The organism is Arthrobacter sp. zg-Y750, assembly GCF_020907365.1.
GTDB lineage: Bacteria > Actinomycetota > Actinomycetes > Actinomycetales > Micrococcaceae > Arthrobacter_B.
Genome location: NZ_JAJJOC010000024.1, coordinates 1 through 23,972, shown reverse-complemented (window position 1 = coordinate 23,972; position 23,972 = coordinate 1). Strand labels below are relative to the sequence as shown.

General features: G+C 66.8%; 14 protein-coding genes. All 14 read left to right on the top strand.

Annotated features, from left to right (window positions below):
• Window positions 1-7: 7 nt before the first annotated feature.
• A complete protein-coding gene (locus LOC57_RS15380) occupies window positions 8-616 on the top strand; it encodes a 50S ribosomal protein L25/general stress protein Ctc (RefSeq protein WP_227914126.1) in 609 nt (202 codons plus the stop codon).
• Between the two features lie 66 nt (window positions 617-682).
• The gene (gene pth, locus LOC57_RS15375) at window positions 683-1,270 is read left to right on the top strand and encodes an aminoacyl-tRNA hydrolase (RefSeq protein ID WP_227914127.1); all 588 of its coding nucleotides are present in this window, start codon (window positions 683-685) and stop codon (window positions 1,268-1,270) included.
• A gap of 446 nt (window positions 1,271-1,716) precedes the next feature.
• Window positions 1,717-4,326 carry a helix-turn-helix transcriptional regulator gene (locus LOC57_RS15370; RefSeq protein ID WP_229960777.1) on the top strand — a complete coding sequence of 870 codons (2,610 nt, stop codon included), beginning with the start codon at window positions 1,717-1,719 and terminating at the stop codon, window positions 4,324-4,326.
• 16 nt (window positions 4,327-4,342) lie between these two features.
• Window positions 4,343-7,033 (top strand): helix-turn-helix domain-containing protein, encoded by a 2,691-nt coding sequence (locus LOC57_RS15365; protein WP_229960775.1) that lies wholly within the window; start codon window positions 4,343-4,345, stop codon window positions 7,031-7,033.
• A gap of 467 nt (window positions 7,034-7,500) precedes the next feature.
• Window positions 7,501-9,654 carry a helix-turn-helix transcriptional regulator gene (locus tag LOC57_RS15360; RefSeq protein WP_229960772.1) on the top strand — a complete coding sequence of 718 codons (2,154 nt, stop codon included), beginning with the start codon at window positions 7,501-7,503 and terminating at the stop codon, window positions 9,652-9,654.
• 125 nt (window positions 9,655-9,779) lie between these two features.
• Window positions 9,780-12,668 (top strand): LuxR family transcriptional regulator, encoded by a 2,889-nt coding sequence (locus tag LOC57_RS15355; RefSeq protein ID WP_331460681.1) that lies wholly within the window; start codon window positions 9,780-9,782, stop codon window positions 12,666-12,668.
• Complete coding sequence (locus LOC57_RS15350) at window positions 12,665-15,418, top strand: helix-turn-helix transcriptional regulator (protein ID WP_227914132.1); 2,754 nt, start codon at window positions 12,665-12,667, stop codon at window positions 15,416-15,418. The genes LOC57_RS15355 and LOC57_RS15350 overlap by 4 nt, the downstream gene beginning before the upstream one ends.
• A 256-nt stretch (window positions 15,419-15,674) precedes the next feature.
• On the top strand, window positions 15,675-17,201 hold the full coding sequence (locus LOC57_RS15345; protein ID WP_227914133.1) for a sugar transferase: 1,527 nt from the start codon (window positions 15,675-15,677) through the stop codon (window positions 17,199-17,201).
• A gap of 59 nt (window positions 17,202-17,260) precedes the next feature.
• Entirely contained in the window at window positions 17,261-17,701 is a 441-nt protein-coding gene (locus LOC57_RS15340; protein WP_227914134.1) for an adenylyltransferase/cytidyltransferase family protein, read from the top strand.
• Window positions 17,698-18,879 (top strand): DUF1972 domain-containing protein, encoded by a 1,182-nt coding sequence (locus LOC57_RS15335; protein WP_442860195.1) that lies wholly within the window; start codon window positions 17,698-17,700, stop codon window positions 18,877-18,879. The genes LOC57_RS15340 and LOC57_RS15335 overlap by 4 nt, the downstream gene beginning before the upstream one ends.
• Window positions 18,876-19,664, top strand: coding sequence for a CDP-alcohol phosphatidyltransferase family protein (locus tag LOC57_RS15330; RefSeq protein WP_227914135.1), 789 nt, complete (start codon window positions 18,876-18,878; stop codon window positions 19,662-19,664). Before LOC57_RS15335 ends, LOC57_RS15330 begins: the two co-directional genes overlap by 4 nt.
• A complete protein-coding gene (locus tag LOC57_RS15325) occupies window positions 19,661-20,407 on the top strand; it encodes a hypothetical protein (RefSeq protein WP_227914136.1) in 747 nt (248 codons plus the stop codon). The genes LOC57_RS15330 and LOC57_RS15325 overlap by 4 nt, the downstream gene beginning before the upstream one ends.
• Window positions 20,404-21,318, top strand: a complete 915-nt coding sequence (locus LOC57_RS15320) for a hypothetical protein (RefSeq protein WP_227914137.1) — start codon at window positions 20,404-20,406, stop codon at window positions 21,316-21,318. The genes LOC57_RS15325 and LOC57_RS15320 overlap by 4 nt, the downstream gene beginning before the upstream one ends.
• A 126-nt stretch (window positions 21,319-21,444) precedes the next feature.
• The gene (locus LOC57_RS15315; RefSeq protein WP_227914138.1) at window positions 21,445-23,856 is read left to right on the top strand and encodes a delta-60 repeat domain-containing protein; all 2,412 of its coding nucleotides are present in this window, start codon (window positions 21,445-21,447) and stop codon (window positions 23,854-23,856) included.
• Window positions 23,857-23,972: the final 116 nt, after the last annotated feature.

Here is a 23,972-nt window from a genome sequence, read left to right as displayed (position 1 = left end):
GTTAGCAATGTCTGAGCAGAAGCTCGCAGGAACCACCCGCACCGATTTCGGCAAGGGTGCAGCCCGCAAGGCCCGCGCCGCCGGCCAGATCCCCGCAGTCATTTACGGACACGGTGCCGATGTCATGCACATCCTGCTGCCGGCCAAGGCCACCACGCTGGCTGTCCGCACCTCCAACGCCCTGCTGGAGATCGACGTCGACGGCGAGTCCCACCTGGCCCTGGCCAAGGATATCCAGCGCGACCCGATCAAGCAGATCATCGAGCACATCGACCTGCTGACCGTCCGCAAGGGCGAAAAGGTCGAGGTAGAGGTCAACGTCCACGTTGAAGGCGAACTGGCTCCGGGCACCGCTGTATACAACCAGGAAGCCAACACGGTCCTGGTTGCCGCAGATGCCACCTCGCTGCCGGAGACCATCGTGGTCAACATTGAAGGCCGCACCGCCGGCGAGCACATCTACGCCAAGGACCTGGAGCTGCCGGCCGGCGTCGAGCTGCTGCTGGATCCCGAAACCATGGTCATCAACGTTTCCGAGTCCACCGTCCAGGACCTGGGCACCCCGTCTGACGAAGAGGTTGCCATTGCAGCCGCTGAAGTCGGCGCCGAAGCGTAACCCACTTCCGGGGCCTGCTCCCCGTAACGGAGCCGTCCGGTTCTCAGTGAAGGAGCAGTACCCGCAGTGAACAGCAACACCTGGCTTGTAGCCGGGCTCGGGAACCCCGGGCCCGGCTACAGCCGTAACCGGCACAATATCGGCAACATGGTCGTGGATGAACTCGCGTCGCGCATGGGCGGGAAGTTCAAGTCCCATAAAACCCGAGCCGCTGTCCTGGAGGGCAGGATCAGCCTGGGCGGCCCCCGGGTGGTCTTGGCCAAGCCACTGACCTATATGAATCTGTCCGGCGGACCGGTGTCCGCCCTGGCCCGGTTCTACGACATTGATCCCGGACATGTAGTCGCCGTCCATGACGAAATCGACATCCCCTTCAATACCGTCAAGCTCAAGCTCGGCGGAGGCGAGGGCGGACACAACGGCCTGCGGGACATTAGCCGGGCCCTGGGCACCAAGGACTACCTGCGGGTACGCGTAGGCGTCGGGCGACCGCCGGGCCGGATGGATACCGCGGACTACGTGCTGAAGGACTTCTCCGGCGCCGAAGCCAAGGAACTGCCGTTCCTGGTGGGAGACGCCGCTGATGCGGTGGAAATGCTCCTGGCTGACGGGCTTCTCGCAGCCCAGCAGAAGTTCCACGGCGCTGTTTCCTAAGGGTTCCTTCCCATGGCGGCCCTAGGTAGCAGCGTCCTGGGATTGGGGTAGTTTTCCAGCGCCCCGGACCGGCCCGAACCATTGTTTCGCTTCCGGTGCCGGGCCTAAAATGGAAGCAGCCTTAAGGGCTCCCAATACGGGGCCGACGTCGGGAGGCCTCCGAGACTGGGCCACCCCCATCCCGGCGTCGGTCCCTTTTACATGTGGCTTTTCCTCACGGCCACGGCCCTGCCGGTATGGGCCTGGGCAGGGTACACCTCGCGCCGCCCTGTCGCCATGGAATAAGCGCCTCGCGGACCTTCCCTGGTTCATGTCTTTGTATGTACTGGACGGGGTGGAGGGCCGCGCGTATGCTCGCCTCTACTGACCAGTAGCTACCGACAGCTGCAGTATTGGGGACCATGGTCCGGGTACTGCGTGCGTTTTTGGGGGGCGTGGCTTGAGCGATGAAGAATGCGTCGGCTGTTGACGATCTGGTTGGCCGTGCCGACGCCCTCGACGCAATATGCACGGCGGTGGTCGAAGGCCGCGGAGCACTGGTCCTGGGCGGGGCGGGTTTCGGTAAGACTGCTGTCCTCCAAGCGGTTTCTGAGCGGCTGAGGGAAGACTTCCACACCCTGTACGTCAGGGGAACTCCGATTTCCTCGCATACCCCCTACGGCGCATTGGCGTTTCTGATCGGCGGGCTTCCCGAAGCAGCGGTCAGCAGCCCGTTGCAGCTGCTCCGCGAGCTGGACTCATCCCTGGCAGCGGGCTCGGGCGGCCGGCGGATACTCCTTGCCGTGGACAATGCAGACCGGCTGGACCGCTTCTCAAGCATGGTGCTTGCGCAACTGCTCCGCCGCGGCAGCGTAGCGGTGGTCGCAGCGGCATCCGCACATTGGGAGTCAGGGTTCGAATTGATGGACCTGTGGAGCGAAGGACTGTTGGCAAGGATAGCCCTGGAGCCATTGTCCGAGCGGCAGACCCGTCAGCTGATGCAGCAGATCCTCGGTGGCGCCGTCTCCTCCCTTGCCGCCGGTACCATGTGGCACGAAACAGAGGGCAGCCCCCGTTTCATCCGGCTCATGACCGAAGCACAGGTCCGCTCCGGGACCTTGGTGCGCCGGGGTCCCGTATGGGTCAGGACGGGTTCCTTTGTCCGCACCGGGGACGTGGGAGAAGTGGTGGACGCGATGCTGGACCGGCTGGCCCCGCAGGAACGCCGGCTCGTGGAGGTCCTGGCCCTTGCACGCAGCCTTCCCCTGCCCACCGTCCTCGAACTGGTGCCCGCCGGCGTTGTCGATTCCCTCGAGGAGCGCCAGCTGATCCGGGTCGAAGACGCCGGGGCCGCTGTGCGGTTTGCCGGCGGAAGTGTGGGCACAGTCATCGCAGCGACCATGCTTCCCGGGCGGCGGCGGGAGCTGTGGGATGACGTGTCCGTTTTGGTGGACCAGGGCAGCTTGGCTCCGCCGGAACTGGTTGCCTTTGTGGGTTGGGCCATCTCCTGTGGGGGATCTCCCGGCCCGGCCGCCGTCCTGCAGGCGGCGGCTGCAGCAGCAAACGGGCGGAGCGACCCGGCCACGGCACTGCTGCTGTCCCGAACGGCGGCCGGTGAACGGACACAGGGGTTGGTCCTCGAAGAAGTCCGAGCGCTCCGGGCCACGGGGGACTTTGAGGGGGTGGTCCGTGCAGTCGGGGAGCACCGGCCGGACCCCGGGGACAGGGACAGCTACGTGCCGCTGATGACGGAGTACGCCTATGCACTGGCGCGGTTTAACGCGCCAGATCCGGATGCCGTACTGGCCGGCGTCCAAATCTCCGGACCGCCTCAGGGCGACGGGCCTGAAGCTGCTGCGGCGCTGGTTATTGCCCGCAGCGCACTGGTACTTGACAGCGGAAACGTATCGGCCGTGCCGGACGGCTTGGCATCGCTGACCCGTGACCTGCGGTTGAGCCACGGCATCCGCACCCATGCCCGTGCCCTGCACGCCAACGCGCTTGCCCTGGCAGGCCGGGGCAGCGACGCGATGGCCGCCCTGGCCGCTATGGGCAGGCCTGCTGACTACGCGCCGGGTGCAGGCAGCGGGGGCGCCGGAAATGTGGAGGAAATATGTACCAGGGTATTCGACACGTACATCCTCGCCGGAGAACTCGAGCGCGGCGCGGAGTTCGTAAAGCTCTTCGACGACACCGGCGTCCGGCCGTCCTATCAGGGCAGCGCAGGCGAGCTGGCTGTATCGGTGCTCGCGGTATGGCAGGGGCAGGACGGCGCTGCGCGGGAGGCGCTCACCGGCGGTATCGGACAATTGGAAGTCCACGATCCGCAGGAGATGCTCCCACTGGCCCGCATCCTCGCGGGCTACGTCCGTGTCCAGCAGGGCCGGGCGGCGGCAGGCACACCGCTCAATGCCGGGACAACCCGGTTCCGGGAACCGTATTTCCGGGGGTTCCAGAGGAAGTACTTCGCGATCCTGGCGGAAGAACCGGACCCGGATAGCCGCTGCCGGTTGCTGCGCGAAGCGGCGGTTTCGGCCCTGGACACAGGGTGCGCCGCGCCCGCGCTGCTGTTCCTGTCAGCAGCAGTCCGGGCAAAAGACAAGGCCGCAGCCGGGCAAATGCTGGAAACGGCCGACAGCTCGCAGGGCAGGTTCGCGGAATCGTTGTCGCTGTACGCAGCCGGCCTGCTCAAGGATGACCCGGCATTGCTGGTTGACGCGGCAAGGGGCTTTACCGCCCTGGGCCAGCACCTGCTGTGCCGGGACGCGGCCAGCGCCGCCTCGGAGCTGCTGGCTGCCGCCCCGGGAGGAGATGAACGCGGACTGGCCAGGACGGCCCGGGGCTTGGTGAACCTGAGCCTGCGGCGGATGAAGCACATCGGCGGGCGGGCAGAAACGCTGGCCGAATTAAGTGAATTTGAAGCAGATCTTGCGCATCGTGCCGTTACGATGGCCACCACCTCGCAAATAGCCCGGGAACTGAACCTGTCGCCTCGCACCATCGAGTGGCACCTGGGAAAGATTTTTGCGAAGCTCCACGTCTCCGGACGCGCGGAGCTGGCCGAGGTACTGGCCTAGGAACGGGGGATATCGCATGATCGGGTCGAACCCGCGGGCACTGGCGGGCAGGGACGATGTCCTTTCCGGCGTGCTTGAAAGCCTTCGCCGCCCCGGCGGCCACGGGGCGGTCATTGCAGCCGAAGCGGGCCTGGGCAAGACCGCTGTGGCGGCGGCCGCCGCCCAAGAACTGGAAACCGCTATGCCCGTGCACTGGGTGTACGCCAGCCCCGCGTTGACCGCGGTGCCCTACGGAGCCCTGGCGGCGCTTTTACCCGACATTGCTCCGGAGCAAACAGGATCGGCGCTGGCCGTGATGCGCGCAATCATGGGCAAACTGGGTATTGGCGAGCACGCCGCAGAACCGGCCGGCAGCCCGGCCGCCCCCCTGCTCATAGTGGACGACGCCCACGAGATGGACCAGCCGACCCTTGACCTGCTGTCCCAACTGCTCGACGCCGCACAGATCAGGCTGCTGGTCCTTACCCGCACTTTCGCAGACGTTGCCGGGACCCTGCCGCACATGTGGGACGGCCAGCTCACCCGCCACCGGTTGCTTCCCCTCACCGAGGATGAGGTCCACACGCTGTGTGAGCAGGAACTTCCGGGGCAGGTTGCCACCACTGCATCCGTTGAGCTGTCCCGGCTCACCGGCGGTAACCCCGTGTACCTCCTCGCCTTGATCGAGGAGGCGATCCGGAGTGGTTTCCTGGTCCAGCGGCACGGTATCTGGGTGGTGTCCGAGGCCGAAGTGCCGGTGGGTGGCCGTGTGACGGACTTGGTCAAGGGCCGGCTGAGGGCACTGGACCCGGAGGACCGCTCGGCGCTGGAAACGATCTGCCTTGCGGAACCGTTCGACCTGGCGGCAGCCTTCCGGTTGGGCATGCACCGCTCCATAGACCGGTTGGCCGCAGCTCTGTTGATCCAGGTATGCGGGGATGCGGGGAACGCGCAGTCGCTGCGTCCCCTGCACCCGATCTACGGGGAAGCAATACGGAAACTGGTCCCGGCAGCACGCAGTGCGCGCCTGCTGGGGAAGCTCGACGGCCAGGTGCCGGGAACCGGGGAGGAAAGCCTGCTGCGCTGGGTGGCTTGGTCCCTGTCCCTGGGAACCGAAGTCCCTGCGGCCGGGTTGCTGCGTGCGGCCGAAGCAGCGAATAACCGGTCCGACCCGCGGCTCGCCCTTCGGGCAGCATCTGCCGTGCCCGACGGCGGCACCCTGGTCCCGGCCCGGTTGCAGGAAGCGCGGGCACTTCTGCAGCTGGGTGAATATGAAGCTGCCGCAGCCGCAGCTAAGGGCACCCTCGAGGAAGCGCCGGACCTGCGCACAGCCAAGCAAGCGGTAGTGGTGCATGCCCAGCTGGCCATGCGGACAGGCGGGGATAACGCATGGGTGCGGCCGCTTTCCGTTGCGTGGCGCCAGGCGATCGCACGTTTATCGGCGGTGGAGCCGCCAGGGGCTGTGGCGCGGGCCCGCGGCGGTCCGGAAATGCTCCTGGTGTTGGAAGCGGTCCGGGAGGGGGAATATGTCCGGGCCGAGTCCGAACTCGTGGACTTGCGGGCTCGGGCCGCGGAGGATGCCGAGGCCGTACTCTTCGCCGAAGCCCTCCTGGCGGAGGTGCTGGTGGCTACTGGCCGCGCTGCAACAGCCTTGACCCACAGCAGTGCGGCCATGGCGCTGCTGCAGCGGGAAGGCTCCGGCTTGCTTCCTTATTACCCGTTTGTACTGCACCGGCACCTCACCATCCTGGTCTGGCTTGGGCAGTGGGAAGAGGTGCATCGGTGCGTGGGGACCGCCGGCTCCGCGGCGCAGCGGTCGCTGCTGCATTCCGGCGGGATGGCTGATTTCGCGCTGGGACTGTGCAGCCTGCGCTCCAGCGCCATGGAAGACGCCGCACGGCATTTTGCGGCGGCGGTCGAGGAAGCAGAGGCAGCTAACGATCCCGAAGGCGTGCTTGCCCTCGCGCTTGGACTTGGCTCCTTTGCCGCAGCCAGCCTGGGCCAGCGCGAACAGGCGGGCAGGTTGCAGCAAGCGGCTGAACAGGTGCAGTCGCACGGTCCCCGGCAGTACCAGGTACTCGCCGCCGGCATCCTCAGCGCAGCAAAACTGGCCAAGGACTCGGACGACGCTGCCGCCCGGAGCCTGCGGGCGCAGGCCGCCGCCGCTCGGGAGTCCTCCTTCACCGCCATTGAATTCACCCTGCGCCACCTCGCCATGCGGCTGGGCGACTTTTCCGACGCAGGCCGGCTGCTGAAGATTACCGAAGGTTTCGAGGGACCGCAGGCGCCGGTGGTTAACCGAGTCGCCCGTGCCGTTCTGGACCAGGACGTTAACGCACTGGCGGCGCTGGCGACCAGCCGGGAACCTGAAATGGACCTGCTGCTGGCCCGGCAGTGCACGCTCGAAGCGCTGCGGCTGGCACGGAAAGGTTCTGACCGTGCGGTTCTGAACCGCATCCAGCGGCTGGTCGGAAAACAGGGTGGGAACGGACATTCCTCCCTGCCCGGGTTGACCCGCAGGGAACACGATGTTGCCGAACTGGTTGCCGCTGGCTACCGCAACGCAGAGATAGCCGGCCAGCTGGATCTCTCCGTGCGGACCGTGGAAGGGCACATATACCGTACGTACGAAAAACTGGGGATCAGCCGGCGCGATGAGCTCAAAGCCAGGTTCCCGTCCTTGCGCAACCCCGCCGCGGGCTGGAAGCCGCCGCCGCGCGGCGAGTAGTTTGCCCACCAAACACCAGTAGGTTTTACTCGGGCAAAGCGTTTCCGGGGTTCGTAGCGTTATGAGCGTTACTTGAGGTTCGAGGGTGCAGCGGTGCAATTCGAGGCTCTGAAGGTTTTCTCCGACGGGGGTTGTGGAGGATAACCGCAGGGCCCCGTGCAGCCGTACCCGGACTTCGGGTCCCACAAACGGAGCCGGCGGCGTCGATGCCCTCTGAGACCGGGGCGTCCCCCCAGCCGCCGCCGGCTCCTTCCCCCTAGCTGGTAGACAGCACCCGATATTCTGAGCGCACTGGTGCATGCAACCCGGTGGACAGATGGAGCCATTCGATGGATGTTGCCGGCCCAGGCCTGGCCCGCCCTAGCGACCAAAACCCCCTGTCCGCACCGGCACATCACCTCCAGCCGCCGCCCCTGGCACAGGTGCAAAGCAGTGCAGCCTCCGCACTGGATGCGCTCAATCAAGGCATGAGCGTGGTCATTTCCGGCGCTGACGGAACCGGTAAATCCACTGTGATGGCCCACATCCTTGGCGCACTGGGCGGGGAATTTTCCGTGCTGCGCCTGCGGGGGGCCGCTGCCTGGTCAGGGAAACCGTTCGGCGGTCTGTTCTGGCTGCTCAGCGAGCTTCCGCCCGAGGCGTTGTCCAATCCGGTGTTTGTCCTGCAGTTCGTCCGCGGAGTGTTGGCGGAAAAAGCCGGGGGACGGCGCCTGGTACTGGCAATCGAGAACGCAGAGGACCTGGACGTGTCCACCACTGCCGTCCTCCTCCAGCTCTGCCGTGCCGGATACACCCTCATGCTGGCAACAGTCAGGGACTTCTCCGCGTGCCCGGAGGAGTTTGTACGCTGGTCGGCAGACGGCTCCGTCCACAAGGAAGACCTGTGCCCGCTGCCAACGGCCGGGACGCGGACCTTGCTGGAAGACTTGTCCGCCGGCCCGGTATCCAGCCGCTTGGTGGCGGAAGTCCAGCAACGGACCCGGGGGAATCCGCTGCTGGCCACGTTGTTCTTCCAGGAACAAGTGCAGGCCGCGACGGTGCGCCGCCGCAGGGGTACCTGGGTCTGGACCGGAGCCGTGTCCTACGCGGGTGCCCTGGCCGAACGGGTGGAAACGGAAATCCGCGGCCTTTCCCCGGCCGAAAGGTATGCCGTGGATGTACTGGCGGTTTCCGGCGGGCTGCCCGCGCCCGTGATCCTGGACGTTGCCGATCCGGCTGCCGTGGAGCGGTTGGAAGACATGCTTCTGGCTGCTGCGGACTCGGGCCCGGTCCGGACGCTGCGTCTGAAGGACCCGCTGCTCGCTGGAGCTGCAGCAGCGCTGGTGCCGCACGGGCGGGCCAAAGAGATCCGGTCCCGGGTGGCCGTCGCCGAGGCAACCTGCCGGATTCGCGGCGGGCCAAACGCTTTTCCCGAAGAGGCAGCGGCCCGGAACGCGGTCCGGGAAGCCGTGGAACTGTCCCGCAGCGGCCGCTGGGCTGAGGCTACCGAAGCGGCCCGGGCAGGCCTGGACCTGCTCCTTGAGGACAGCGTCCGGCGCAGGGACCTGCTTTCGGAATTGTTTTGCGTGTTCCTGCGGTGCGGCGAGCTGCGGCTGGCAGCGGACGTGCTGGCCCGGACCGAGGCGGGTACGGAGGGCGTTGAGCTGCCCGGCGGCAATGATTTGTGTGCGGGGGTCGTGCAGGTGCTCGGGGGAAGGGCGGACAGGGCCCTCGATTATCTGCAGCGTTCCCTTGCCCAGCTCGAGGAAAACAGGACGCAGGACATAATCCCGCTGGCGAGCGCGGCCGCGGCCTACGCCTGTGTCCTGCTTGACGACGCCGAAGCTGCACGGGCCTACCTGGCGGCGTCCCAGCCACCGGCGGAACAACAGGCAGCAGATGCACGGGAACCCGACCTCCGGGACACCTGGCAAAGGGACTCAGCCGAGGGCCTCGCCGGTGCCTTGGGCCGGCTGTGCACCGTACGAGGTGTTCCGGACGGGTTCTTCGGGCCGGAGAGCGTTGATACCGGCAGTGTTGAAGAAGGCAGCGTTCAAGAAGGCAGCGGTGAAACGGTGAATACCGGCAGCACGGCGGCTGCCGGCCAATCCGCGTTGCAGTTGCTGGTACTGGCCGTTTCAGCGTTTCAAGGAACCCCCGGCGCGGTTGAGGAGTTGAGGGCAGCGGCATCCGCGTGCAACGGCGCTGCTGCTGCCATGTATTCGGACCTGGCCGCCGGGCTCGCCGATTCAGACCGCCTCGGTATGCTCCGTGCGGCCCGGACTGCCTACAGCCTTGGCCACTACCTCCTGGCCCATGAAGCGGCGGGCCGGGCGGTGCGCCTGGCCCGGGCGCACGCCGACCGCACGGTGCTTCGCACTGCGCGGCGGATCGAAAACGCGAGCTTCAGGATGCTGCTGGCAGCCAACTCCGTTTCAGATCGGCTGCCGGAGCTGTCGGATTTTGAGCGCGCCCTCGCGGTGGGAGCCGCAGCGGGGGAGAGCAGCTCGGACCTGGCCGCACGGCTGCATCTCTCACCCCGCACCGTGGACTGGCACTTGGGCCGCATCTTCTCGAAACTCCGCGTTTCGGGACGGGCTGAACTGCGTGAATGCCTGGAGACGGAACGCGCGGAAGCCTAACGCCGGGCCGCTATCCTCCCGTTTCTGCCCATACAGGTGGTGCGAAGAGCGCGAACACGTAGGCCGACACCTTTATGCGGCCGCATTTCCAAGTAACCACGTAAGGCAACTAGGGGACGCTACTCGTGTACCGCTGCAGGCGTGTTCCTACTCTGGTGCGCAACAGTGGCGCAGGTGTTCGGCCCCTACGGCGGACGCCGGGCTTCAACTACTGGACAGCAGAACCTGAATCGACAGGAACGGGTCTCAAAGTGCAGCCTCATGATGATCAGCCGACCTCCACCCGCCTTCACACCGGACCTGTCCAGGGCCCGCCTCCCGACCCGGGTTCCGGCCTCCAGCCCCCGCCCGCCGTCGTCGGCAGGACCGCGGTGCTGGAGGAAATCCTGAAAGCACTCTCCGGGACCGCCCAGGGCACGGGCTGCGTTCTGGTGGGAGACACCGGCATCGGGAAGACAGCCGTGATGCAGCACGTGCTCCGGCACCTGCAGGATGAAATGTACGTTGTCCAGGTCCGCGGTTCCGAATTCGCCGGCCGGACCCCGTTCGGTGCCCTGACGTTCCTGCTCTCGGACCTGGAACCGGAACTGTCCACCCACCCTGTCATGATCCTGCGCGGCCTGACCCAGCTGGTCCGGGAACGTTCCGGTGGCCGGCCCGTGCTGCTCGCCGTGGACAACGCCGAGGACCTGGATGAATTCTCCGCCATGGTCCTGACCCAGATGGTGCTGAACCGCAGCGCCGGAATGCTTGTGGCCTTCCGCGACTTCAGCTCCGCTCCGGGCGAGTTCACGGGGCTGTGGCGCGACGGCATTCTGGCCCGCGTTGACCTGGAACCTCTGGACGTGCAGGAAGCCGCCGCCTACCTGGCCTCATTACTGGGCGGGGCCGTTTCCCGGGCGGCCGCGGCAGCGCTGTGCGGTTACGCCGGCGGCAATCCCCACCTGCTGGCACTGGCCCGGCACGATTTCGAGGACGCCGGAGCACTTAGGCATCACAACGGCACCTGGATACTCGCCGATGGGGAGGAAATCCGGGGCGGCCGGGTTGCCGCCGCGGTCCTGGGTGTCCTCACCGGACTGAGCGCTGCACAGACACAGCTGCTGCAGCTGCTGGCCATGGCGGGGTCGCTGCCGCTGCCGGTGGCGCTGGGACAGCTGGACAGTACTGAACTTGACGAGCTCCAGGAACGCCGGCTGGTCAGCCTTGATGCCCGCCCTGTTCCCGATGTGCTGGTGAGCAACCCTGTGCTGGAGCGCTCCATCCGGGCCGGGCTGAGCACTTCGCGGAAGCGGTTGCTTTTTGAGGAGCTCGGCCCCTCGCTGAACTCCCTGGAAGGTTTTGTCCTTGATCCCGTAGTGCTTGCACGCTGGCTTGAGGACATCGGCGAAATCCCCGCAACGGAGCTGGCGGTACGCGCAGCACGCAGGGCCACTGCGGCACAGGACCCCGCAACGGCAATCCGGCTGCTCACCGCGGCGGCCGGATCCGGTGACAGCGCCGGCGCCGTCGTCGAATTGGCCCGTGCGAGGACGGCGCAGGGCGAATACGGTGCAGCTTTGGGGGTCCTCGCCCGGTTCAGGGGCGGTGAGCAGGTGCCCTCCCGGGAAGAACGCGTCCGCCTCCTGCTGGCCGAAAGCAGGGTGCTGTGCATTGAGGCCACCGGCCTGCGGGACCCGCGCTCAACGGATGCCCCCGCCGAACCCGCCAGGATGCGCCACACCGACATGTTCGCCCAGGCAGAGCAGGAAGCGGCGGGACTCGACCAGCACCTTGCCGGTACTGCCGAGTTGAGGCGTGAACTCGCCGCAGCCCGGGCGGAATGCCACTCCGCCCACGGACGGTTCCAGGAAAACATCGCCTACCTGGCCGAGCTCGACCGGCAGGACACGGGCGCGGATCCGGAATTCGGTATCCAACGGGCAGCATTCCGCTGCGAAGCGTGGGGGATGACCAACCGGCAGGACGACGCCGTCGAACTGGCCGGGAAGGTGGAAAAGCTGCTGGAAAATGCGCAGATCAGCCCGGGGACGCGGGCCAGGGTGGTGGGCCGGCTGCTGCACACGTATCTGCTGACGGGCGCCCTCCCGGCATGCGGGCGGCTGCTGGCCAGATCGGCCGCAGCCGGTATGGAAGGCAGCTACACGGAATTGGCAGAAGGTTTGCTGCATGCCTTCGCCGGACGGCCGGACGCCGCGCTCCCGGCGCTAACGGCCACGGTCAACCAGCTTGCCGTCACCGGACCGGCAGCATTCCTGCCGCTCGCCGCAGCAGCCGCAGCGTATTGCCACGCGGTGGAAGGCCATACGGAAACCGCGCGCCAGTACCTGCAGATGCAGCGTGCTGCAGCCGACGGCGGCCCCTGGGCCGTACGCCGGGGAGCCCGCCACTTCGCCGCCCTGGCCGAGGCTGCGCTGGGAGCGGAAACGGGCAGCACCCGGTTTTCCTCCCTCGCGGCCCAGGACCACCGCCGTGGTGCCTACGCCTACGAGCTGCTGGCCCGAATCACCGCCATGCGGCTGGGGGATGCTGAAAGCCTGGACGACGTTCTGGCCGTTGCCGCCAACCAGCAAGGGGACTTTGCCTCCCTTTGTGAAAGCTACGCCAAGGGTTTGGGCAACGCCGACGCGCAACTGCTCCTGCGGGCCTCGGAAATAGCATCCGGTTCCGGGCACGTGATGCTGGCCCGGGAAATTTCCGAACATGCGCTGGGTATCGCCTCCGGCGCCGGGGACCGGGCGACCGTCCGTTTCATCCACCGCAGCCGCCGGGTGGCAGCCCCGGATCCGGCCGCCGAGGCGGCCGACGAATTCCTCGGCGCGCTCACCGCCCGGGAACGCTCGATTGCGCGGAAGGCCGCGGCCGGCACCAGCAACAAGAAAATCGCCGAGGAACTGGGCATATCCGTCCGGACGGTGGAAGGGCACCTGTATCAGGTGTACTCGAAACTCCATGTGGGCAGCAGGCGGGAACTGGCACGGACCATCGCGGAACAGTCAGGGGCAAAGAAATGACACTATGGGGGCACGACCGGCAGCTGTTTGGCCGCGAACGCGAACTAGCCGAAGTAACCAGCCGGCTGCTGGACCCGGGCCTGCGCGGGGTTCTCATTCTCGGTGCCGAGGGCATCGGAAAGTCTTCCCTGGCCGAACAGGCAGCGGACCGGCTCGCCTCAATCATGGCGCCCTACTACGTCTGCGGCAGCCCCGTGCTGTCCACCATGCAGTACGGCATCCTGTCCACCTATCTGGGATCGGCCACGGCGGCGGAGATGGAATCCCCGCTGTCAGTGCTGAGGACCGTACGGGCGCATTTCCAGCGGCTGACTGAGACCAGCGGCATGCAGAGCCTGCTGGTCGTGGACAACGCCCAGCATATTGACGAGGCCAGTGCCCACCTGCTGACCCAGCTGGCCATGTCCGGTGAACTGCGTTTGATGGTGATTTCCCGGGCGCGGGCTCCCCGCATCCATGAGCTGCTGTCGCTCGCCCGTGACGGCCTGCTGGCCCGGATCGACCTGGGACCGTTGTCCCGGCAGGCGGTCCATGAGTTCTGCGTCAGCGTCCTCGGCGGCCCCCTCCTGCAAGCCTCCTCCACGCTGCTCAGCCGCATGTCCGGGGGCAACCCGCTCTATGTCAAGGAACTGCTTGGCCGCGCACAGCGGCAGCGCCGGCTGGTGGAGGCCAACGGGGCCTGGTTCCTCACCCAGGAACCGGACTGCGTCGACACCTCGCTGGTGGACCTGGTCAAAGGAATGCTTGCGGCACGGACCCCGGCAGAACGGAATGTGCTTGAGACGGTGGCTCTGGCAGGCCGGTTGCCGCGTGCGGTGGTCTCGGCGGTGGCCGACGACGAGGCGGTGCGCTCGCTGGTGATCGACGGACTCCTGGAGATTCTTCCCGACCGTGACGAGTCGGCGCATCTGGTGCAGCCCCTGCACGCAGAGATCATCCGCAGCTTGGTGCCGGTGGCACGCAGCGCGGAGATCCGCGCACGGGTGCTCGCCCGCTACACCCCGGTGTCAGGACCCGAACCGGACCACGAGACCGGCGCCGTCCTCCGCCGCACCGAGTGGGCGTTGGACTGCGGTGAACGCCTGGGGGCGGAAGAACTGCTGTCAGCCGCGCGGATGGCCAACGGTGCCGGCGACCCCGTCCGCGGGCAGCGCTTCGCCGCAGCGGTTCATGCTTTGCCGTTCCGAACCGCAGCCGAGGTGGAACTTGCTGTCGCCTGTGCCCAGCAAGGCAGCTACTCCTGGGCACGTGCCAGGCTGGAGGACCTGGCAGAAGGCATCCGGGAAGGCAGCGGCACGGGATGGGACCAGGACAGCCTGCACCGGGCTTCCTTCACCGGTGCGCTGCTGCTGCGCCAGACCAGCGGCCGGAGCACGGAACTTCCCCTGATGGCCGACCGGTGGTTGGCAGCTGCCGCGGAAGTAGCTTCGCGGCAAAGTGCAGGTGGCTCAGTGCCCGCACAGGTGCGTGCGGCTACGGAAGTCCTGCGTGTCGCGGCGCTGGTGATGGAAGGAGACTTCAGCCGGGCCCGGACGCAGCTTGCGGAACTGGTCAAGGAGGAGTCTCCAGCCCGCAGCCACGCGGACGGAGAACGGCTGCTGGTAGCCCACGGTCTTTACGCTGAAGTTCTGGCCGCGTGCGGCGAAGTGGGTGCCGCCCTGAAACACGCCCTGTCCGCAGCGAATCTGCTCAACTCCGCCGACGGTAAACTGCAGAGCTATTCCGGTTTCGTTTTCGTGCGGCAGGCACAGTCCCTGCTTCACTCCGGGCGTTATGCCCAGTTGGACCAGCTCCTGGCCAGGATGCACGCTGGTCCGCAGCACCTGCTGATCAGCTTGGGCGGGACCCTGGGAGTTTTTGAAGCGGCCCTTGAAATCCACCGGGGTCGGCTGCACGAAGGGCTGCGCCGGTTGCGGCCTGCCGTGGAAGCGCTGCGGGACAGGGACCCGGAGCTGCTGCTTCCCTATGCCCTGGGCCTGGCCGGCTACGCATCCACCGTAGTTGCCGACGGCACTCCGGCAGCGGGCTTCGCCGCCCAGGTCGAAGGGTCCCGCTACCGGGGGCCGGTGCACCTTTGGCTGACCGCGCAGGCTTACGCGGCGGCAGCCGAAGCGTCCCAATCCACGGAGGGTCCTACTTCCGGGCACCTTGCGGTGCTCGCTGCGCAGGCACGGGAAGCAGGCTTGCGCAGCACCGAAAAGGACATCCTGGAGCTGTGCCTGGCGGTGGGCGATCTTGCCCAGGCGGGACGCCTTGCCGAACTGACCGCCGACTTTGAAGGCGGCGAGGCGGAAGCCCTGCATGCGTACGCCGTAGCCGTCGCCTCGGGCAACCCGGACCGCATGGTGGCTGCGGCCGAAGATGCCATCCGCGCGCAGAAATACCTCGTGGCAGTGGAGAGCATTGGCCATGCCATCCGTTTCTACGGAAACCACGGCAATCTCCGGCGCCAGCGTGCCCTGATCCAGCAGCTGCGCCGGCGCAGGGAAGAACTGGCAGGCGTCACCGTCTCATATCTGAGCCCGTCCCTGCACCTGGTCCGACTGACACGGCGGGAACACGAGATTGTGGAACTGCTGCTCTCCGGGGCAACCAGCAAGGACATTGCCGCCCACTTCACCCTCTCCCAGCGCACCGTGGAGGGGCACGTCTACCGCATCTACGTGAAGCTCGGGATTAGCCGCCGGGCGGATCTGGAGTCCGCCTACCGGGCGCTTGAGCCCGGGCACCGCAGCAGTTCGCTGCTGTAGGAAGTGCCTCCGCCACCAGCCTTTTCCGTCCTGACGGAACCGTGCCCGGTGGGGCTGCTGTTTCGGCTGTTAATACATACTTCCATCGTCTAAGAGTTTCGTCTCCCCAAGCTGAGTAGTGAGACCCAAAACAACGGCGTCAGACGTGCCGGGCCGGGTATGAGGTACTCGTGTCTGCCGCATTTGGCGCTCCTAGGCTGAGGCCAATCCAGTATTTCAAAGGTCTTAATTGCGGGTTGTTCTTGGGGGACGGAAGATGACGGCAGTACAGGAATCCGGGACTGAAGTTCTCCACGCACCCACCTTCACTTTCCCCAGCTTTACCACCCAGGGTGTGTTCGGCCGGGACGGCCACAGGCGAAGCGCAGCAGTGGCCTGGAGCCGGCGGTACTGCCGTATCCTTGCAGCCTCCGACGCCCTCGTGGTGGCGGCCTCGGTCCTGGCAGGACACCTCTGGCAATTCGGCGGGCAAACCCCGGCGGTCCGGATCGGACCCTTTTATGCCGGGGACCTCATGGTCTCGCTCCTTATCGGCTTGGCCTGGATGCTGGCCCTGCACGTGTACCGCAGCCGCGATGCCCGAATCACGGGTATCGGCACGGACGAGTACAAACGGGTAGTGAACGCCACCGTCATGCTGGTCGGCAGCCTTGCCTTCGCCGCTGTGGTGTTCCAGGTGGACGTGGCCCGGGGATACTTCGGCCTGGTCTTCCCGGTCGGTGCCGTGGGACTGATCTGCACCCGGTGGCTCCTGAGAAGGTGGCTCAGCCGCAGGAGGCGCCAGGGATACTATCTGTCGAAGGTCGTGGTGCTGGGACGGCCGCGGGACGTGCGGTACGTAGTGCACCAGATCAGCGGGAAGTCCGCCTACAAGGTGGTGGGCGTGGCCCTGAGCGGGAAACCCCGCAGCTTTTTCCAGGTGGACGGTGCGGTGCTGCCCGTGGTTTCGGACGAGGACTCCGTAGTTGGGGCGGTGGCAAGGGTGGGGGCAGACGCCGTCATAGTTGCCGGACCAACCAAGGGCGGCGGACAGTATGTCCAGGAATTGGGCTGGGAACTGGAGGAATCGGCAACGGAGCTGATCCTGACAACCGGGCTGACCAGCGTTGCCGGGCCCCGGATCCATTCCCGGCCGGTGGAGGGCCTGCCGCTGATGCATGTGGAACTGCCCCAGTACTCCGGTGCCAGGCACGCACTCAAACGGGTTTTCGACATTGTCCTCTCCGCGGCGGCACTGATCATCCTGCTTCCGTTGATGGTCGTGCTCGGGCTGCTCGTCAAGCGGGACAGCCCCGGACCGGCGCTGTTCCGCCAGGAACGGGTAGGACGGGGCGGCAAAAAATTCCTCATGCTGAAGTTCCGTTCCATGGTTGAAACGGCTGAAGACGACTTGGTCGGCCTGCTGGACCGCAACGAGGGCGCTGGGCTGATGTTCAAGATCCGCAACGATCCGCGGATCACCCGGGTGGGGGCGTGGATGCGCCGCTACTCCCTCGATGAACTGCCGCAGTTCTGGAACGTCCTGATCGGGGATATGTCCCTGGTGGGACCGCGTCCGCCGCTGCAGCGGGAAGTGGATGGCTACCGCAACCGTGTCCACCGCCGCCTCTACATCAAGCCGGGGATCACGGGCATGTGGCAAACCAACGGCCGGTCCAACCTCAGCTGGCGGGACAGTGTCCGGCTGGACCTGTACTACGTGGAGAACTGGTCACTCACCGGCGACCTGATCATCCTCTGGCGCACGGTTGTCCAGATGTTCAAACCTCTGGGGTCCTACTGATGGCCCCCGGGAGCTCAGTCCCCTCCATCCACTTCATCCACTCTGGGAAGGCGGCAACCATGGCCATCCGCATAGGCTACGCCGCAGGCGCTTTCGACCTGTTCCACATAGGCCACCTCAACATCCTCCGCCATGCCAGGAGCCAGTGCGACTACCTCATAGCCGGAGTGGTTTCCGATGAACTCTGCGAGGCCCGCAAGGGCCGGCCTCCGGTCATTCCGCTGACGGAGCGCCTCGAGATTGTCCGGGGACTGCAGTGTGTGGACCGGGCTGTCGCGGAGGTCCTGCCGGACAAAATGGATACCTGGCAGCAACTGCGCTTCAATGTTTTTTTCAAGGGCGATGACTGGCGGGGTACCCCGGCCGGAACGGCACTGGAGGAGTCCTTTGCCGCCGTCGGCGTGGAAGTCGTGTACTTCCCCTACACAGTCCAAACGTCCAGTACCCGGCTGCGCCGGAGCCTGGAAATCCTGGATGCCGCAGCCGGGGGGCGGCTGTGAGGGGGCCGGCCCGGCAGGTGCAGCCCGGCCTGCGCATCGCAATGGTGGGGACCCGCGGGGTGCCGGCCCGCTACGGCGGATTCGAGACCTGCGTGGAGCAGGTGGGACAACGCCTTGCGGCACGCGGGCACGAGGTTACGGTCTACTGCCGTACCGACAGCCAGACCGACACGTCCGAAACCGAGTACCTGGGGATGGAGCTGGTGTATCTGCCGGCACTCCACCGGCGCACCTTGGAGACCCTGACGCACACCGGCCTCAGCGTGCTGCACCTGCTGCGGCACCGGCCCGATGCTGCCATAGTCTTCAACGCGGCCAACTCACCGTGGCTGCCGCTGCTGCGCACGGCACGCATCCCGGTGGCCACGCATGTGGACGGGTTGGAGTGGAAGCGCGCCAAATGGGGGCCGGCGGGCCAGCGGTACTACCGGGGCGCAGAGGCACTGGCGGTGCGCTTTTCCGATGCCCTGATCGCCGACGCCCAAGGCATCCAGGACTACTACAGGGACAAGTTCGGCGCTGACAGCACCCTGCTGACGTACGGGGCTCCGGCGATCAGCGGCGCCGGCAGCCGGCGCCTGGCGGAGGTGGACCTTGTGCCGGGCCAATACCAGCTGGTGGTGGCCCGGATGGAACCGGAAAACCATGTCCACCTGATTGTGGAGGGGTATGTGCACAGCGGGTCCGAGCTGCCGCTCGTTGTAGTGGGCAGCGCACCCTATTCCGAGCGCTACACCGCCGCCATCCGGCGCGCTGCCGACTCCCGGGTGCGTTTCCTGGGCGGTGTATGGGACCAGGAACTGCTGGACCAGCTGTACGCCAATGCCCGGGTCTATTGGCACGGGCATTCCGTAGGCGGAACCAACCCGTCCCTGCTGCGGGCCATGGGTGCCGGCACAGCGGTCAATGCATTCGACGTCGGCTTCAACCGCGAGGTCCTGGGCGATGCCGGACGGTTCTTCCGGACGGCCGAAGACGTAGCCAAACTGGCGCTTGACGCTGAGGAATCGCCCGCAGCCATAGCCGAACGCGGCCTGGCGTCCACCCGTGAAGCAGCACGCTACGACTGGACGGAAGTATCCCGCGGATATGAACGCCTGGTGCAGGAACTTGCTGCCGGGGAAGGAGGGCCCCCGCGGCCCTCCCGGCGCCGCCGGAGGGGGGTGGCGGCATCGTGACGCAGAGAACGCACGCGCCCGCCGCTCCCGCGCACCGGGCATCACCCCGGACCCCGGGATATGCAGCCACCGTGCACTCCCTGGCGGCTGCCCAGAAACGGGCCGCGCCGGGAGCCCCGGCGTATTCGCTCTTTATCAACCGCCGGGCCGGACGCTACCTGGCCGCCGCGTGCCACCTGCTGGGGATGACGCCCAATGCCGTGAGTGCGGTCAGCGCGGCGTTCACCTTCAGCGGCATCTTGATCCTGGCCCTGGCTGCACCGTCCTGGCTCAGCGCGGCCGGCATCTGCTTCTGCCTGGTCCTGGGCTACGCCTTCGATTCAGCGGACGGGCAGGTTGCACGGCTGCGCGGCGGAAGCTCACTGGCAGGGGAGTGGCTGGACCACGTCCTGGACAGCATCAAGCTCTCCTGCCTGCACCTGGCCGTGGCACTCTGGGCGTTCAGGCTCGACGGCGGCCCGGAGCAGGCCTGGCTGCTGGTTCCCCTGGGATTCACGGTGGTGGCCAATGTGTCCTTTTTCGCCATGATCCTGAACGACCAGTTGAAAACCGGCCACGCGCTTAGGGCCGGGCAAGCCGCCGCTGTGCGCACGGGAAACCTGCGCCGTTCGCTTGTACTGATCCCCACCGATTACGGCTTCCTTTGCCTGTTGTTCCTGCTCACCGCACTGCCGGAGGTTTTTGTGCCCGTCTACACCGCTGTCTTTATCCTCAACTTCCTGCACCTGGCGCTCGCCGCACCGAAATGGTTCCTGGACATGATCCGGCTGGAGGCACGCTCATGAACGGCTCGGATTCGGGCAGCGGCCCGCACGGTTCCTCCCGGCCGGAGGGGTCCGGGCACCGACGACGGCGTGTGGTGCTCGCGGTGGCAGTTGCCGCCGCAGTGGTCCTGGGCGTTTTCTTCGCGGCTAACGCCGTGCGCAATGACGGCGGCGTTCCCGCCGTGGCCGCATCCCGCGAGGCAACCACCCAGACACCGCGCGCGACGGCTGCCGAGTCGGGGCCGGCCGCCGAGCCCGCCCCGGCAGGAACGGCAGACCCGGGCACCGCAGCAACCCAGCCGGCACCCGGTGCCGAACCGGTTGCACCGGAAGACCCATCGCTGGCTGCCCAAGACCTGCCCGTGGCCGAACCCGTGGCCATTGACGGCGGATCCAGCGAGGCCGGGGGCCTGGACATACGGGTGGCGTCAATGGAAGCCGTGGAGGGTGAAGCCATCGGGATCGGCGAGATCGGCGGCCCGTCGGTCCGGTTCACTGTCAGCGTTGCCAACGGCAGCAACGAACCGGTTGACCTCAGCAACGCCGTGCTCACTGTCGAAGCCGGACCGGACCGGCTGCCCTGCACCGAGCTCAGCGGCCCCGCGACGGCCGCCTTCCCGGTCCAAGCCAAACCGGGTGAGACGGTTACCGGGATTTTTGTCTTCCTGATTCCGGAGGAGAGCCGGAACGACGTCACGGTCTACCTGAACTACTCGGTGGATGCCTCGGTGGCGGCCTTCCACGGAGCGGTCCCTGCGCCATGAACCAGACCTCGAAGCCGTTCCCGGGACGGGAACCCCGTGCCGCGGCTCTGCGCCGGATCGTCCGCAGCACCCGCCGCGCCGGACGCCATCTTCGGGCCCGGACTGAAACTCCGCTGCTGGCTATGCGGAATGCACGCTCCGGCGCCCCGGTGACCGGAACCGCCCCCGTAGTCGTATCGCTGACCTCTTACGGCCGCCGCCTGGAGACCGTGCACCTGGCCATCGAGTCCATCGGGCGGGGATCGGTCCGCCCCCGCCGGTTGCTGCTCTGGGTCGAGGACCCGCGGGTTGCTGCATCACCGCCGGCGGAACTTGCCCGGCTGCAGGCACGGGGACTGGAACTTCGGCTGAGCGAAGGCTACGGACCACACACCAAGTACTACCCATACGTTGCCTCCACCCCCAAGCACACGCTGCCTCTGGTCACCGCCGATGACGACATCATTTATCCGAGGCACTGGCTGCATGCCCTGCTCCGCTCCTACGCGGCGTCGCCCGACGTCGTCAGCTGCCATTGGGCCAACCGAATGACGGTCACCGGCGGGGCAATCGGGCAGTACCGTTCCTGGGTGCCCAGCCGCACGGCTGACAAACGGCGCGACAGCCTGGCACTTGGGGTGTCCGGTGTCCTCTACCCGCCGCACATGCTGGACCGGTTGGCTTCGGCCGGAGCGTCCTTCCGCGATCTGAGCCCTACCGCGGACGACATATGGCTGCACTGGGTGGCCCTGCGCGGCGGCGTTCCCGTGCGGCAGGTTTCCCCGGTGCCGCGACACTTCCCGGTTATCCCGGGCAGCCAGGACACCCGTTTACTGTCCGTCAACGTGTCCCAGGGGCGCAATGACGAATGGATCCGGGGTCTGTACACGGAGGAAGACATACGGATGATCGAGGGCGCCTATCAACCATGACCGTGGTTCCACGAACGCGAGAAGAAGACGTTGCGCGGCCGGGGCCGGCCGCTGTCTTGGGCCGGAGACCGGTCCAGCTTCAACTGCTCCCGGGTGCATGGCACCCATCAACGGATGGACACCGTAATGAACAGAAAGAAAGCAGCCGTGCATAGAAGCACGGAAACCACAGGCCCGGAACGCACCGTTCCGGGCTCCCGAACCAGGCAGGCCGGCCGCGGCCTGCGCCAGCTTGCGGCGCTCGCAGCAACCTGCGCCCTGACGGTTACGGCGCTCACTGCACTGGCCGGCGGTGCCAGCGCGGACACTGCACCGGTCAACCCCGCCGACCCGAAAACACCGGTAACGGTATCCTCAGATCCGCTGCCCACCGCGCAGCTCGACGGCGTCGCCTGGCAACAGGTAGTGGTGGGCGACACCGTGTATGTGGCCGGCAAGTTCAGCAAGGCACGCCCGGCAGGTGCCGCCGCCGGAAGCCAGACCGTCAGCCGGAACAATGTCCTGGCGTATCGGCTCTCGACGGGAGAACTCCTGCCGTTTACCGCGAACCTGAACGGGCAGGCGCTGAGCATTGCTGCGTCCCCGGACGGATCACGGATCTACGTGGGCGGCGAATTCACCCAGGTGAACGGCACGGCCCGCTCACGGATCGTCGCGCTGAACGCGGCCGACGGTTCCGTGATCTCCAGCTTCAATCCGAAGGTCGGAGGCACGGTCCGTGCCATTGCCACTGCCGGGGATACGGTTTACGCGGGTGGAATCTTCAGTAACGTCGGCTCCGTTTCCCGCTCCAGGCTGGCAGCCTTCCGCGCCGGTGACGGCGCACTCCTGCCTTGGAATCCCAAGACGGACAACCGGGTTAACGCGCTGGTGGTGTCTCCCGACGGCCGCCAAGTGGTCATCGGCGGTGCCTTCAGTACGCTCAACGGCAGCTCCCGCCCCGGTTTCGGCTTGGGACGGGTGGACGCGGTTTCGGGCGCCAGCATGTCCCTGGGCGTGAACAACACCGTCCGCAACTCCGGAACCAATGCGGCCATCCTCTCGCTTTCCTCCGACGGAACGAACTTCTACGGCACCGGTTACATCTACCGGGCATCCAACGGGACCGGTAACCTCGAGGGATCCTTCTCCGGCAAGTGGGGGGACGGCAACCTGCAGTGGGTGGAGGACTGCCACGGCGACACTTACGGCGTATGGGCCTCCTCCACCGCCGTCTACGTTGCCGGACATAATCATGACTGCCGGAACTTCGGCGGATTCCCGGAAGTAAACCCGCGGGTTGAGCACCGGGCCGTGGCGTTCAGCAAAGCCGCCACGGGGGTTATGGCGAAGGACACGCAGGGCTGGCCGTCCTTCACCGGGATTGCCTCTCCGAGCATGCTCAACTGGTTCCCCGACCTGGATACCGGCACAGCCAGCGGCCAGAGCCAGGGACCGTGGGCAGTGGCCGGAAACGAGCAGTATGTGACCATGGCGGGCGAGTTCCGCAACGTCAACAACAAACCGCAGCAGGGGCTGGTGCGGTTCGCCGTCCGGCAAGTTGCCCCCAATGCCGACGGCCCGCGGGTCAGCGGAGCCAAGTTCAACCCCACGCTGACGTATAAATCCGCAGGAACAGTCCAGGTGGACTGGAAGTCCAACTGGGACCGGGACAATGAGTCCCTGACCTATCAGGTGATCCGGGACAGCAACCCCACACCCGTGTACACCACTACGCAAACCTCGCGGTTCTACAACCGGCCCAACCTGAGTTTCACTAACACCGGGCTTGCAGCGGGGGAGCACAGCTACCGCATTGTGGCCACGGATCCGTTGGGCAACACCGTCAAGAGTGACATCCTTCGGGTCAACGTGCCCGTAGGGGCGCCCGGCGGGCCAGCGCCCGAACCGGAGCCCCAGCCGCAGCCTGGTGCAGGGGCCTCGGATGACTTCGGACGGACCGGCAGCGGCGGGTGGGGCACAGCCGCCACCGGCGGGGCCTGGACGCATACCGGCTCCGCCGGCCTGTGGTCGGTCGACGGGGCAGGAAAGATGTCCCTGAACAAGGCCGGACTCGGCCTGACCGCTCGGCTCAACCTGGCGCAGCAGGATTCCGTGGTCAGGGTGGACACTGCGCTGGACAAGGTACCCAACGGCGGCGGAGCGTTTCTGACCATTGCGGCCCGCAAGGCTGCCGCCGGTGAATACCAGGGTGTGGTCAAGGTTTCGGCGGCAGGGGCCGTAACCGTGGACCTGGTCCGGGTGGCCGGCGGAACCTCCACGAAGGTGGCCACCAAGACCGTACCCGGGCTGACGTACGCGGCGGGAAGCCAGTTGGCTGTTCGTTTCTCGGCAGTAGGGTCGGGGTCCACCGCGCTCGGTATTAAGGTCTGGCCGGCCGGCGGCTCCGAGCCGTCAGCATGGACAGTCACGGCAACGGACACCACTGCCGGGCTGCAGCAGCCCGGAACAGTTGCCCTGACGGGCTACATCTCAGGGAGCACCACCAACGTCCCTGTGACGGCAGCCTTTGACAACCTGCGGGTCACGGCCCAGTAGGGGTCCAGCCGCGGATCAAAACACGGATGGATAAGTGAAACCGGAAGCGGGGGGGGGGGGGGGGCGGGGGGCGGGGGGGGGGGGGGGGGGGTGGGGTGGCGGGGGGTGGGGGGGGC

Excerpts from the sequence above, each read along its gene's own strand:
- LOC57_RS15370 (WP_229960777.1), top strand. The coding sequence starts at position 1,717 with ATGAAGAATGCGTCGGCTGTTGACGATCTGGTTGGCCGTGCCGACGCC.
- LOC57_RS15345 (WP_227914133.1), top strand. The coding sequence starts at position 15,675 with ATGACGGCAGTACAGGAATCCGGGACTGAAGTTCTCCACGCACCCACC.
- LOC57_RS15315 (WP_227914138.1), top strand. The coding sequence starts at position 21,445 with ATGAACAGAAAGAAAGCAGCCGTGCATAGAAGCACGGAAACCACAGGC.
- LOC57_RS15350 (WP_227914132.1), top strand. The coding sequence starts at position 12,665 with ATGACACTATGGGGGCACGACCGGCAGCTGTTTGGCCGCGAACGCGAA.
- LOC57_RS15380 (WP_227914126.1), top strand. The coding sequence starts at position 8 with ATGTCTGAGCAGAAGCTCGCAGGAACCACCCGCACCGATTTCGGCAAG.
- LOC57_RS15340 (WP_227914134.1), top strand. The coding sequence starts at position 17,261 with ATGGCCATCCGCATAGGCTACGCCGCAGGCGCTTTCGACCTGTTCCAC.
- LOC57_RS15320 (WP_227914137.1), top strand. The coding sequence starts at position 20,404 with ATGAACCAGACCTCGAAGCCGTTCCCGGGACGGGAACCCCGTGCCGCG.
- LOC57_RS15325 (WP_227914136.1), top strand. The coding sequence starts at position 19,661 with ATGAACGGCTCGGATTCGGGCAGCGGCCCGCACGGTTCCTCCCGGCCG.
- LOC57_RS15365 (WP_229960775.1), top strand. The coding sequence starts at position 4,343 with ATGATCGGGTCGAACCCGCGGGCACTGGCGGGCAGGGACGATGTCCTT.
- LOC57_RS15360 (WP_229960772.1), top strand. The coding sequence starts at position 7,501 with ATGAGCGTGGTCATTTCCGGCGCTGACGGAACCGGTAAATCCACTGTG.